Raw genomic sequence first — 12777 nt, forward strand, 5'->3', positions numbered from 1 at the left:
CCAGGATGGTCAAACTTTTTATCAAAGCGATGCAAGTGACGGTGACGGTTGTCCCGGTTGCAAAGATTGGTGGTGTGGAACTGGGACGGAGACAGCTTGCCCTGAACCGGGGGTGGCATTCACCTCAACTCGATCCACTTCGTATGGCTTGAGTTCTGCTTCCAGCTGCTCGAAGGAAATGGTGCCGTCTGCAACCAGTCTGAGGCCGTCATCCCAAAGGTCTTGGAAGGTGCCTTCAGCAATCTGCTTGCGTCGCAGAATTGAAGGGTTGACCCCGTTCAAAAGCGCGACTTGTACTTCCGGGGTCACTTCCATGATTTCGATAATGCTGTGCCGCCCCTTCTCCCCGTACTGTCCGCACTTGTCACAACCGTTGGGATTTTTGCGATACACAATGGAACGGCCACGCGCCGCCGCAAATGCCGCGTGACGGCCATATCGAGCAAGACGTGTGCTGTCTTCTTGCAACTGGCCGGAAACCTTGCAGTGAGGACACAGGCGCCGAACCAACCGCTGGGCCAGAAACGCAGTCGTATTCGTTACGATTTGGTCAATACCAATGTCCATCTTCAAAAGGCGACCAATAGACTCGTGGCTGTTGTTCGTGTGCAAAGTCGCCAGTACGAGGTGACCCGTCATTGCAGCTTTGAATGCCAACTCAGCCGTCTCGTTGTCCCGCATTTCACCCACCAAGATCACATCCGGGTCTTGACGCAACAGCGCGCGCAACGCGTCTGCAAACGACAGGTTTTCATTGACCTCGGTGTGGCTCATACCCGGCTGCTGCATCTCCACCGGGTCTTCTACCGTGTGGAAATTTCGATTCGGATTGGTGTTCTGCATGTTGATCAGCTGCGCGTACAGCGCCGTCGTCTTACCGCTACCGGTTGGCCCGGTCATGACGATCATGCCGCTCGGGTAATTCCCGAAACGGATAAGCTTCGCAAGGTTGTGCTCTGATAAACCGAGGCGATTCAAATCTGCCAAAGAGTTGTTGTTGCCCAGCAAACGGATGACCATTTTTGGCGAACTTTCAGAGCGACGGGTAACAGGCAACGTTGAGACACGGAGGTTGATTGCCTTGTTGCTGTTGAGCTGCAATTCAAACTTACCGTCTTGCTGCTTCATCGACTGCAAGGACACTTGGCAGCGCGACTCCAAAACGCCTCGCACCATCGTTTCATAAAGCGAAAGATCGATCTTGCGCTGTGTTCGCAGCGCTCCATCGATGCGGAACTGGAGGTCTACTTTCTCGGTTTGTCCAGGCACAAAGTGAACGTCACTTGCATCCTGCCCAGCAGCGAGGCGAATAATGTCCTCCACTTGCTGGAGGGCTAATTTGTCATCGACATTCTCAGTTTCGCCTTGCGTTTCTGCGCCATGCACAGCCCGCAGCTGAGCCAGATAGCTGTTGGACACGACTCCCAGATTCTTGAAGGGAATGTCTTCGCGGCGAGCCCAAGCCATTGCTTGATCGCAAAGGCCCTTGTCAAATGGGTTTGTGACGCAGAGCGTATCGCTGTATGCGATCCAGCCATCCTCGGCACTGGCGCAGCGCACCGTGAGACCTTCCTCAGCAACAGAAAGGTAGAACATGTCCCCTAGTGCATGAGCAGCCGCCTCAGCAACGGCGTTGTCATCTTTCGCAACACGAACTGCATCAACCAAAATCGCAGCTTGGGATTCAGAGACAGGCTGACTTTCGGCGATCTGGGGGGTGACTCGACCACGCTTCACAAGATGGTCGTATACCCGCCCTTGAAGCGTTCGGATTCGTTCATTTGCTTGTGACATGTCAGTCGTCCGTGTAACGCACAGATTTAGTCCAGTCGATACGCACCATTCGACTTCCTTCTTTGCCACTGAGCGTGGCGTTATCCACCCCAAGCTTTGTGAGCTTTTGGTCGTAAATGCTCCCGCCTACAGGCACCTCCTTAAAGCCGTCATTTGTGAAAAACACCGCGCTGCTTGCCCTCAACTCAACGAGCCTGAGAACCTGCTTTCCTTGGCTCTTTTCCCGTTCAGACGGCTTCGCAACCACCTCGACCTTTTCTTCTTTGGCCTCGGTAGGTTTAGCGATTGGCGGCGGAGTTACAGGTGCCGGTGCAACGCTGGGAAACCCGGTCTCGCCGAACATGCTCGAACCTGTCGGCATAGGGATTACCGGGTCAGACCCTCCGAAAGGGTCGGAAGGGTTGTACCCTTGACTAGCCTGCATACCGCCTCTACGGCGTACCTCAAGCGCCAGCCGCTCCATATCACCGATACCGAGTGGAACGCCTTTCGGATCAACGATGAATCCAGCATCGTTCATTTCTTTGTAGGACTTAGCCATCTGCGCCTGGATGGAAAGCTTGTCCTTGTTGAAAGTCATTTCTTCCAACGTGCGATTACGAGTGAGTAGTTCCTCGTCGGCGCCGTCGGCGAATGCGCCAGTTGAAGCGGCAGCCGCAATCGCGAGTGCGACAATACTCAGTTTCTTCATGATCAAATTCCCACGACTGCCAGATACAACTTGAACTCCCCGTCAGCCATGCTGTAGTCGAGCAGGTAGACAGGATCGGTTTGCTGAATTTTTTTGATGACGGCCAGAACCGTTTTAGGCTTGCCCACGACGAAGCCACCCCAATGCTTCAATGGGCCTTGGTAAGCGCTGACACTTCCGTTCTGCATGCTCCCGTCATCTGGTACGAGTTCGAGGCCGTATAGCTCAAGGCCAGCAGAAACCTCACGCCATGACTCCTTAAGCGGCGGCAACACCGGGGCTGCCACATAGTCCGAAATCAAAGACTGGGATTCCTGGATATCGTGATCGAGGCGATTGAAATCCCGTGGCAACTCACGCGCTGCTTCCAGTTTCAAAGTACCGAAAACACAAAGGGCCAATGTTCCGAGCGTTGCGAATATCATCCCGCTGCTCATGCCATTCAACAGGCCGAAAGCTGGCTTTTTCATTGCGTTACCCCCACGTCAGCATCGTTTTCGGACGGTGCTTCAATAGTCAGCCTGTAAGAGAGGTCGGGCTGTAACGTCGAGGCCACGCCTTTCATGGCAGTAGCTGGATCGACCTGTGCCTTCTTTGGGGTGATCAGGATGTGCGTGCCAGCAAAGCCAATCTTCACATCGTCATTAACTGCCGGCGTCGTCGCGTTTGGGTACAACTCGAACAGATGGAAAAGTTGGCCAAGCATCACCGCATCATCTGGGCGCTTGATCAAGCGTTCCGCAGCCAAGGCTCGGACGCGACCGTCCAGCTCGTCGATCAAACTTCTCTTGGTGCTGTAGTCGGCCATGCGGCTTTTGTAAATCGTCTGCAACCCGTAGTTGGTTGCTGCTGCGCCAACGGCAATCAATGCGCACATGCTGCCGACAACTAACCAGCGGCGCTTGTTTTCAGCCCTGAGTTTCTGGCTTAGCTCAAGGCGCGTGTACGCCGGCTGCCGGGGCAGCTTGAGCAGATCAAGGTCAACGTCGATGAAACTCGCTTTCTCAACATCGATATCGTAGTTATCGACAATGAACCCACCTGCGTACTCACCCGAGGAAACGATGCCCTCTGGGGAGTCGATATCGCCCTCCAACAACAGGTACAACCCCTGCGACTCACGAGGGGTCGATAAGGGGAACGCAACCAATGGGGAACCAAAGCGGATGGCATTGTTGTGGAACATCAACTGCCACAACCCGTACACCTTCATGCCTGGGTAGTCTTCGCGCAGGCGGGCAAGGTCGTTTTCGGAGACGTAGATAGCTGGTCGTCCATCGGCCCCTTTCGGCTCGACCATCGAAAACGTTTCAGAGGCCTTGTCAGTCTGCATGGCCCCGAGAACGTCTCGAACGACGACCACTTCCTCGCCGCCGATTTGCATCGGCTTTCCGAGGCTGAAATTGGTCATCAGCGAGTACCCTCCACCACTGTAGGAGTCACTACCAGAACCAACTCACGACGCTCAAGCTGATTGTTGATGTTCTGGAACAGCGGGTTTACGAGGATCTTGGAAACAGGGTTTTGCCATGGCAGGCGCTCCAGCGCCTTTTCAAGACGCTCGGTGATCAGACCGCCCAGGTGAACAGACTCCCCACTGTTACAGATGAGTTGGGTCGAAAATTCTTTGAGCGCGATGCGCGGAGTTTCAAACGAGTAATCGCCAATCGCGATGGTGTCATAACGATTGAGATTGGAAATAACTGGCGTCACATCAACGAGCAAGCGTTCGTCTTCCAGTACCCGGACGGTGACGGCCAGCGTTACACCTACCTTCAACCGTGCAAGTTTCGGTGTAACCGTGGTGTTGCCGTTCTCGTCTTGGCTTTGCTCAACGTCAGAAATGTAAGTCAACTCTTCGCCCGCATAAATCTGGGCGGGGACACCGTTTCGTACTGTGAGATTGGGTTGATCTTGCAGCTCTACGCGACCGAAGGTTTCGAGGAAGCTGAGCAAGGCTGTCCCCTTCCCACGATCACCTTCGAAGGAACCTGTGATGTTCCAAAACCCATTGCCCGACAGCACCTGGGAAGTATTGCTGAGGCCGACGTTGAACAGGTTCCCGGAAATGCTACCGATCTTGAGAGCGTCCCAGTTGATGCCCTTCTGCTTACCGTTATTCAGTACAACGTCGTATGCCTGAACCTGTACGTTGACGATTTTGGTTGCATCGGCAACCGCCTTTTTCAGGTAGCGGTCGAGAATGCGCATCTGTGCAGGCTTGCCACCTGCTGTCACCACGCCGACGGAGCGAATGCCTTCAATGAAGGCCTGGCGACCGTCGTTCAATGGCTGGGCAATCTGCTCTACAGATGGGCCGAAGTTCAAACCGACCATGGTGCTGCCGTCAGGCATGCGGGTCGCGCCGCTGGGCATGCCGCCAGCGCCAACGGAGGTGCTGTCAGCAGCGCCACCTTGGTTGCGCCCCTTTGTCGCCTCATCAGGCTTCGGGGCTCCGATGATGCGCCGGGCGCCATCCATGATGGTCTTCCACTCGTCTTCGCTCAGGTTCACCGCGATAGAGGAACCAGTAGTCTGGTTTTCTTCCGTCTGAGTGTCGTCACCTGCCTTAGCACCCCGTGATTGCTTGGAAGTGACGATGCTGTCGATATTGCGTGTGGTGGCGAAGGCCGCAAGGTTCCACTGCTTGGTCTCGAAGTCCGAGACATAGACGCGTTTACCGTCGATTTCGATGTTGAGGTCACGGGTTCCTTCGACGTACTCGATGAAGTCCTTGAGGGCCATGCCCTGAGAAGCAACATCGATAGGCTCATTCAGGCTAACACCGCCACGCGGGATGATCGCGTAACCGGGCAGCGTCTCCTGGAGAACCGAGCGCAATGATTTGTTTTGCGCCGTGAGGAAGACCGGACGCTGTTTCGCGAGGTCTTCAGTCTTGATTTCGCGCACGAAAGTAGTACCTCGTGCAGCTTGCATTTTCGACTCGCGGTCTGGAGACAAGTCCGAGTATTGGTTTTCAGGATCGATTTCGAACTGGTTTGCACAGCCCGAGAGTGCGCCAGCGAATGCGAGAGCCAAGCTCAGACGTGATTTCTTGAACAGCATAAAAAGTCCCTTACTTGGCTCGGTCGGTGATCAGAAGCATGGGAGCCGGATTGCCGTTGGCATCGGTCAAATCCCAGAAATAGGCGAATCGAACCCGCGCATCGCGCACCGAACCTGTCAGCTTGCGCAGCGCCAAGTCACGTGGGTCTGTGGAGATAAATTGATAGCGGCGTTCAGCAAGCTCTGGTCTTGCGCTGAATTCGACCTGTACCCGCCAGCCTTGCGGCATCATCCCGCGAGCGATTTCTTCCATGGTCGCTGACTGGTACTCAGCCTTGACCGGCTCATTGAGAACTACAGTCGGATCAAGACGTTCCAGCTGGACTCGTTTCTTGGCAGCGCCTTCGATGGCCACAGCGCTGTTCTCGGCCATCATCAGAATCTGCTGGCTTTCCTGTTTGATCTTGGCGACCTGGGACGCGCCATCTACCTTGAGCTGAGACGCTTCGGCCATCGCGCTGTCATTCAACGCCATCGCCCGGTTCACGCGCAGCTCCTGTTCTTTCACCTGCGCGAGTTGAGCCTGAATAGAGGCACGCTGGGTTTCCAATACACGGACGCGCTCGTCAGCCTTGGCAACGACCTCTGCGTGAGCCTGCTGCACAACTCGCTCTGCATCAGCGCGGGCTGCATCAAGGCTGATGCGGTTCCGCTCCAACTCAGCAAGCGTTTCTTTGTACCGGCGCTCGGTGGCTGTCTCTTCAACCGAGATAACCGGTGCGTCCAAGGAAAGGTCGATGACAGCTGCGGGGGCCGGCTCTGTCTTCTGGAACTTCACAGCACCGGTAACGCTCTGAGCTTTACCAGCCTCATATACGCGGTCGAATACGGAAAGCCCTCCGGGGCTGGCCATCGCCGCATCGCTGTATGCGTGTGCGTTGGCTACAGTGAGGGCGACGGCAAGGCCGATCAGACTTTTCTTCACAACTACCTCGAACGAATTTCTGGGGTGTATATCTCCTAGTGCGAACGGAGAGCCCCCAAATCGGCAGGTAGTTGAGTGGAATCTTAAAAAAAAAATCACCACCATGGGCCACCAGCTTCCAGGAGGCCACATGGCCAAAAAACCCACCGTAAAGCAAAACACCGGAGTATTCGCCGTTACGTTTTGCTGTGCCGCACTCATCCTCGGCTACGCCTACTATCTTGTGCAGGCGAATCAACACCTTGATGTGCAGGCATTGGCTCTCGCGCCAAACTGGTATCAATTCAAGCCGGACTGGGTTCGCCAGATCATTTCTGAGGGCGGTTACATAGGCACTCTTGTCGCGCTCCTACTGCTCATGCTCCAAGGCGTGTTGTACTGCGGTGCAGCCTTTGTCGCCGGTTACCTTGCACTCAGGCATTACCTACATAAGCCGACTGCGGCTCTTATCGATCCTTCTCCAACCGCAGTTCAGCCGAAAGGGGTCTACACGGCTGAGATCCCAGGCTCGGAACTGACGGTTATCCTCCCGAAATACAGAGGCAGCAATGGGGAAATCCAAGGCGGGCAGATTGATAGAAACCCCTACCAACAGAATTTCTACAGGATTGATCAGGCCGACATTCAGACGAAGGATGGCGTTCAGCCTACTGCCTACCAGCTGCTTTACATGGCCATTTTCGGCATGCTCAAAAAACACCCTGACGTTCCAGCAAGTATCGGGGGACACCACGCTGACGCACCTCTATTCGAGCATTCGGTAGCCGTGGCAAAGAAGGTGAAAGCTTATTTCTCGGAGCGTGGAAAGATTGAGCCGCTTGCGCAGATAGCAGGGCTGGGGCACGACCTGGACAAACTCTTGGCCTACAAGCAAAGCGGGGATGTCTGGGTTAAGAACGTCAATGCAACACATCACAACAAGTTCGCGGCGCACATTGTTTCGACACAGCCTGAGTTTCGGCTCCTGCCAGAGGACGATCAGCGAACGTTAGTGCTCGCCCTGCGCTATTACCACGACCCTGACAATCTTCCGATTGGCGCGAGTAATCGCACAGAGACACTGATCCAGGCGCTCCGAATGAGCGATGGATTTGTCATCAAAGAGGAAAAAGCTGCCGGAGTCGAGAAACTGAGTGATGAACAGCTTGAGTCGATAGAGCAAGCATTGATCAACACGATTAATGAGCTGAACATCAATAGCTATCTCAACAAAAACGGACATGCAGGTGGCTGGACAACGCCTGCACTTGAATATTTCATCACGCCAATGTCTACCGTGCTGGAGCTGATGGGCAAACACCTCCCCGTGGAAATGAACAGAAAGCTCCAGCTCGATCATGAAACCAGAACGTTTAAGCACCCAGCAGCTAAGCTTGTGAGCGAACGCTTCAACAAGCTTGGCCTGCTGATGACAGGTTATAAAACCTTTTCATCCGACCTCGGCCTCTACGACTGCCGCATTGGCACAACAAGATTTACAGCCGTACTGATGCTGAAAAAACAGATGCTCGAAAAGCTGATCCCTGGGCTTCAAGAAAAATGGGGCACGGCGGCGTATCGGATCAGGATCACTAAAGCAACGGAAGACAACACAGTCCAGGGTGAATCAGACATAGATGACGAAGCGGCGGAGAAAGAAAAGGAGGCCTAGGCCTCCTTTTTTAATCCTTGAGAATTCTGAGGGCGCTTTCTGTACGCACAGTCCGCCGCGCTCGATCAACATCGCCCAGATCGTTCCAACAATTGTAAGCCTTCTCGTAGACTGCGTTACGCTCAGCCAGCCGGCAGAGCATCACATCCCTCTCATACCCGCTCAGATAGCGCTTGGAAAAGCTTTCAAGAGAAGCGTCACGCCCCGTTTCCCAAAGCATGAGCGCTACAGTATCAATAGCCATCTGCTCTGCATCCGAACCTACGCCCATTGACCTGAACAACAACTCTCCATCCGGGCTTCGGTAGAGGTAGCGGCTAAGCAACTGTTCAGCTTGTTCGAACTTTCCAGTTTTTACTGCTTGTGCGGCAACCTCGATCTGCGCCTCGCGCTGCTCTCGTGTTGGCGGCAAAGGGACGCCGGGTGGCTGCGTAGTACAACCCACTATGCCAAGAGAAATGGCCAGAACAACCCAGCTGAGCCTCATCGATCAATCCTCTTTGAAGTGTCGGACAGCGACGTATTTTTTGCCGGCGCTGTAGAGGCAATTCTCACGGCCTTCGAGCAGCTTGAGTTGGTTGGGCTTGAGGCCGAACATTCGTTGCATTTCCTTACTGCTCGATTCCGGGGTTTTGAGCAGGAAATAGAACGAGAAGTTACGCAACTGATCCTGAGTAACCTGATCAGGCTGCTGTACCCCCATCCACACGCCGATACCAAAGCCGCGCCCCTCAGTAGCGATACGGTTAACCGGGCTAAGCGGTTGTTTGCTGATAGCTTTTGCGTGCTTGCCTTCGTCGCATACTAGTAGGTGACTTGCACTTTTCGGGTCGATGTTTCCGGACGTTTTTGCCTGGAGGACACCCATCGCAAATGTACGGCTTGCGATAATATCCATCATTATCTGCTGGTGAGCAGACGAGATTTGAGTCATGTCATAGACATTGATCTTGTTGCGCTGGAGTGTCGAAGCTTCGCCAGTGAACAAGCGGCTTTCAACCATTTGGCTGATTGTGTCACGCAGCGAATAGATCGAGTCTTTCGACCAATGCTGCCATTCTTCACCAGTACCATTCTTGTTGAGGCTTTCATAGGAAAGCTGCCCTTTTACTATCCCCGCAATAAAGTGGGAAGCAGCATCAGCATGTTCCTGGCATAGCAAAGATATAGAGTCTTCGTCGTCTTCTTCGTCTCGGGCCTTGCGAATTGCAGAGAGAGCCTTGCGCTTTGCGCGCCCGATTTCAGCCATGATTGAACCGACAGAACCAGAATCAAGGCCGCTCGCGATGCACTGATAGATGAGCGTCAGCTTTTCATGCACATCCGCGAATGTGGGAGCCTTATTAGTCCAGGTGGCTTCGTCCTCATGCAGGATTCCAAAATCCGCGTAGACGGCTTTTAACACCTCACCGAGGTAGCCCAGCTGCTTGCCGCCAAGCTTGGGGTTGAACTTGTTCACCAACTCTTTGGCGTTCTCGATAGTCATCACCACGCCACCACCCTCTTGGCTGCGCGGCACTTGCAACGGATTAAGAGAGGAACCACCGTCGAAGTAGGAGAACGTAATGATGTTGAAATCGGATTCGCTGACGAGCTGGCTCAGCCCTTGGTCTAAGAAATTCTGAGGCTTAAAATCTCCCTTCACATCCAAAATATGGAAGGTAGATCCACGAACAAAAACTCGGGCGATCATATTGCGCAGAGTCCAAGTCTTCCCAGACCCGGAAATCCCCATGAACAAACCGTTGAAGTTGTTCAGTTCGGGGTAGCACCAATCAACGCTTTCACCTTGTGGGCAATAGCCGATTAAAATCTTTTCATCAAAGGGAACAAACGCGGTCATTTAACCTACCTTGAAAGCGGAGGGTGATGAATCTTGAGTGCCATCACGCCCTCGTAAAACGTCAGCGCCTCCGTAATTTCGGAGGGCCAGGAATCTTTGGAGACACGACGGTATGCTGACTGGCATTCAGAGCAGCACAACTCTTCTGTCTTTAGCTTCATTAGCGTTGATGCGGTGTTCGCCACTACCACGAATGCACTAAGGTCATCGCAATCACACTCACAAGCGATTCCGCCTTTTTGAAGCTTTATTGGACGATCATCGAAATTGCCCTTCACTTTCGCGGCTGGGTCAGCATCTGGGTTGATATCCAGCACAAGCTCCACCCATTCATCGCCATGACCTTTTTCGGATGCAACGCCACGTTCAGCCCACCGCAGCTCCAGCAGGACATGGGCGATTTCGTGTGGGATTACTTCAGAGAAGAAAGTCGAAAAGTCTTGCCAGATGAACAAGCCTTGAAGACGAATCTCGACCGTCCCATGAAGCTCTCCATTAATCTGGAGCAATGAAACTTTGCACGACGAATGATCTGCCATGCCATAGTCGAATCGCACGTCAACCCAGACCTGTGTGCTCGGGAAACCCCTGAGTCGCAGAATGCGGTCAATCTCACGCACAATCTCTGCCTCGCGACTCGATTGTGCGTTGTGCTGTTTAACGGAGTGAACAATAATTTTTCTGATATCCATATCTGCTAGTGCGCCCTTGAAGGGCACTGATTTGAGCGTGGCTACGCAAAATCTTCTCTAAGCCAGATAAGCATCCCATCCGGTGAAGTTCCCGGCATTTGCCTCGTTGATCAATTCTTGGAGCAGTGCCGAGTCTTCAAGCTGCTGGATACGCTGTAGTGCGTCCAGTCGCATGCCCGGCCATTTCTGGTTTCCTATAGCCCAAATTGCACGGCGTAGCTTCCCAATATCAGCGCTTGAGGCACCAGCAGAGCGATGATGGTCGGCTCTCACCTTGAGGTTTTCTGAGGTGGTTACATCGGCGGAAACCACCTGATTTTCCGCGCATGCGCGGGTATTCTTTGATGCAGACGAAAGAAGCTCCTGCACAGCGGCATCACTCAACGATGGGTAAAGCACCCTTGCGTACCCTACGCAGTGAGCGGCGAGAGCTATCAGATCAGTTTTAACCAAATCAATTTCAACTGAGGTCTTCTGCCCCTCACCGCCACCAGCGGCTCGCAGCGTTACGATGCGGCGACCTTCGCGAATCGTCTCAACACCCTCGATTGACTTAACCGCTTGCCCCTTGCGCACGGCTCGATAGGCATAATGTCCTGCGTGACCTATAGCCACCGCGTACAACTCAGCCGCCTCACCAAGATCGAGGTGGAAGGTTATCCGGTTCTCGTCGTTATTGAGCTTGTAGCTACCATTCACTTTGTGGCTGAAACAAAGCAGCAGGCAGTGACTAACACCAATGCACCGCCCTCGCTCACCAACTCTGTTGTAGAGGTGGATCGAGAGCTGCAATGCATTGTTGCTGAACGCCGTGTGACTACTGACGATCATCCCCTTTCGGGGGTCGAGTGGATGAGTGGACTCAAATTCCCAGTTGTCACCAACATGGTGACCAATGAGGTATGTGCGATGAATATTTTCGTAATCAATGAGCACGGCCCGACCTTCTGAATCGCATACGATGGAATGCAATCAAGGATAACGATCCAAACAACCAAACGCCGTGAGCGACCGTGGCGAGCAAGTAAAAAAGGTCTCTTATCTTGGTATGGATTCGAATTCCTACCTTGGCATCAACGATAACTCTTACGTCGTCGCCGCTCTGATGAAACAAAACAACCGAAACGCCATCGACACCTAGGTCGTTGAACACACCAAAACCGTGACCCACCTCAGCTTCGGGCTTATGGTCACGGTAGAAACGGTATAGGCCCTCGACCTGTTGGCTGTATGCCTCCGGGAGGGCGTGTGCCGCAACATCAGCTCCAATCCAGCAGATCAGCTCCGACTCACCGCATGAGCGCCTGAAACGCTCCACAGAGACCGGCACAAGGTAACTATTTCCCCAGGCTGCGTCTTTGGCCCAAGCGGGAAGAACTTGCTGCACCAGAACGTAGTGAAATAGTACGAAGGTTGCGAGAACGCTTGCACTCGAAATACCGACCATTACCCGATCAAGAGTGCGCCAGCTTTTGAAGGCCAAGCCTATCAACGAAATCAGAGCTGTGAACGCCATCAGCCCTACCGTTGCGATTTGAGGGTTCTTGCCTCGCGGCAGCAAAATCTCGCCAAGCCAGAAGTGACCGTCAAATGTCACGAAAACACAGGCGCAGACAAGCGCACCGACAGCCAGTGAGGCTTTCAGTGTTCTGGAGAAAAACAATGTGAATGAGAGGAAAATAGAGAAGAAAATCAGTGTGTGATCAATTTCTGCAAACGGCATCAAGGCTCGGCTCCTGTGGCTTATGTAAGCCTGCCCAGCCCCCTAAAGGGTTGCAACCGAACTCTATGCAGAAACGCGGGGAAGCCGGGCCTTACCCAGCCTGACTTCCCACACGACGTGCCCAGGCGCACGCACAAAAGAGGAATTCAACCTTCGGCTGAAAAGCTCCCTCCGTTGCCGTTTCTATAGTCATCGTAGAACTCATTGTCAGCGAACAGTACATAAACAATGTCGTCGCCAGAGTCACTTTCGCCAGGGGGGCAGCTACCGTAGTAGCCGCATCCATGGTACGTCGTTCTCAGGTTGCTATTCAGTTTCTCGATGATGCCATCAAGTCGATCCATGCCGAAGTCGGATGGATAGAACAGCCGAGGGAGGTCGTAGCGTGCGAT

12 protein-coding genes are annotated in these 12777 nt (G+C 53.6%); 1 reads left to right on the forward strand and 11 read right to left on the reverse strand.

Annotation, left to right across the window (positions count from 1 at the left end; translation table 11 throughout):
- Positions 1-21 precede the first annotated feature (21 nt).
- From ASC85_RS22780 to ASC85_RS22805, 6 genes are read right to left on the reverse strand one after another with little or no spacing between them, the layout of a single operon-like run.
- Entirely contained in the window at positions 22-1794 is a 1773-nt protein-coding gene (locus ASC85_RS22780; protein WP_057451460.1) for a GspE/PulE family protein, read from the reverse strand.
- Between the two features lies 1 nt (position 1795).
- Entirely contained in the window at positions 1796-2485 is a 690-nt protein-coding gene (locus ASC85_RS22785; RefSeq protein ID WP_057451461.1) for a hypothetical protein, read from the reverse strand.
- 2 nt (positions 2486-2487) lie between these two features.
- Positions 2488-2955, reverse strand: a complete 468-nt coding sequence (locus ASC85_RS22790; RefSeq protein WP_057451462.1) for a hypothetical protein — start codon at positions 2953-2955, stop codon at positions 2488-2490.
- Positions 2952-3896 (reverse strand): hypothetical protein, encoded by a 945-nt coding sequence (locus ASC85_RS22795; protein WP_057451463.1) that lies wholly within the window; start codon positions 3894-3896, stop codon positions 2952-2954. The genes ASC85_RS22790 and ASC85_RS22795 overlap by 4 nt, the downstream gene beginning before the upstream one ends.
- Entirely contained in the window at positions 3896-5551 is a 1656-nt protein-coding gene (locus tag ASC85_RS22800; protein WP_057451464.1) for a type II secretion system protein GspD, read from the reverse strand. The genes ASC85_RS22795 and ASC85_RS22800 overlap by 1 nt, the downstream gene beginning before the upstream one ends.
- A 10-nt stretch (positions 5552-5561) precedes the next feature.
- Positions 5562-6476: a hypothetical protein gene (locus ASC85_RS22805; protein ID WP_057451539.1), complete on the reverse strand. Its 915-nt coding sequence runs from the start codon at positions 6474-6476 to the stop codon at positions 5562-5564.
- Between the two features lie 130 nt (positions 6477-6606).
- Here ASC85_RS22805 and ASC85_RS22810 point away from each other — a divergent pair, with 130 nt between their 5' ends.
- Positions 6607-8127, forward strand: coding sequence for a hypothetical protein (locus tag ASC85_RS22810; RefSeq protein ID WP_057451465.1), 1521 nt, complete (start codon positions 6607-6609; stop codon positions 8125-8127).
- Positions 8128-8137: 10 nt separating this feature from the next.
- Here the strand turns inward: ASC85_RS22810 and ASC85_RS22815 are convergent, their stop codons facing one another.
- The 5 genes from ASC85_RS22815 to ASC85_RS22835 are packed head-to-tail and all read right to left on the reverse strand — an operon-like array spanning position 8138 to position 12388.
- Positions 8138-8614 carry a hypothetical protein gene (locus ASC85_RS22815; RefSeq protein ID WP_057451466.1) on the reverse strand — a complete coding sequence of 159 codons (477 nt, stop codon included), beginning with the start codon at positions 8612-8614 and terminating at the stop codon, positions 8138-8140.
- A gap of 3 nt (positions 8615-8617) precedes the next feature.
- On the reverse strand, positions 8618-9970 hold the full coding sequence (locus ASC85_RS22820; RefSeq protein ID WP_234821229.1) for a hypothetical protein: 1353 nt from the start codon (positions 9968-9970) through the stop codon (positions 8618-8620).
- A gap of 5 nt (positions 9971-9975) precedes the next feature.
- On the reverse strand, positions 9976-10662 hold the full coding sequence (locus ASC85_RS22825) for a hypothetical protein (protein WP_057451467.1): 687 nt from the start codon (positions 10660-10662) through the stop codon (positions 9976-9978).
- Positions 10663-10719: 57 nt separating this feature from the next.
- Positions 10720-11598, reverse strand: coding sequence for a hypothetical protein (locus tag ASC85_RS22830; RefSeq protein ID WP_116893068.1), 879 nt, complete (start codon positions 11596-11598; stop codon positions 10720-10722).
- Entirely contained in the window at positions 11588-12388 is an 801-nt protein-coding gene (locus ASC85_RS22835) for a hypothetical protein (RefSeq protein WP_156395696.1), read from the reverse strand. Before ASC85_RS22835 ends, ASC85_RS22830 begins: the two co-directional genes overlap by 11 nt.
- Positions 12389-12777 lie beyond the last annotated feature (389 nt).

The sequence above is a fragment of the Pseudomonas sp. Root401 genome (assembly GCF_001425105.1).
Classification (GTDB): domain Bacteria; phylum Pseudomonadota; class Gammaproteobacteria; order Pseudomonadales; family Pseudomonadaceae; genus Aquipseudomonas; species Aquipseudomonas brassicacearum.

What these genes read in the sequence shown, in the direction of transcription:
- ASC85_RS22800 (WP_057451464.1), bottom strand. Translation starts at nt 5,551, where the DNA reads ATGCTGTTCAAGAAATCACGTCTGAGCTTGGCTCTCGCATTCGCTGGC.
- ASC85_RS22815 (WP_057451466.1), bottom strand. Translation starts at nt 8,614, where the DNA reads ATGAGGCTCAGCTGGGTTGTTCTGGCCATTTCTCTTGGCATAGTGGGT.
- ASC85_RS22810 (WP_057451465.1), top strand. Translation starts at nt 6,607, where the DNA reads ATGGCCAAAAAACCCACCGTAAAGCAAAACACCGGAGTATTCGCCGTT.
- ASC85_RS22790 (WP_057451462.1), bottom strand. Translation starts at nt 2,955, where the DNA reads ATGAAAAAGCCAGCTTTCGGCCTGTTGAATGGCATGAGCAGCGGGATG.
- ASC85_RS22820 (WP_234821229.1), bottom strand. Translation starts at nt 9,970, where the DNA reads ATGACCGCGTTTGTTCCCTTTGATGAAAAGATTTTAATCGGCTATTGC.
- ASC85_RS22825 (WP_057451467.1), bottom strand. Translation starts at nt 10,662, where the DNA reads ATGGATATCAGAAAAATTATTGTTCACTCCGTTAAACAGCACAACGCA.
- ASC85_RS22780 (WP_057451460.1), bottom strand. Translation starts at nt 1,794, where the DNA reads ATGTCACAAGCAAATGAACGAATCCGAACGCTTCAAGGGCGGGTATAC.
- ASC85_RS22785 (WP_057451461.1), bottom strand. Translation starts at nt 2,485, where the DNA reads ATGAAGAAACTGAGTATTGTCGCACTCGCGATTGCGGCTGCCGCTTCA.
- ASC85_RS22795 (WP_057451463.1), bottom strand. Translation starts at nt 3,896, where the DNA reads ATGACCAATTTCAGCCTCGGAAAGCCGATGCAAATCGGCGGCGAGGAA.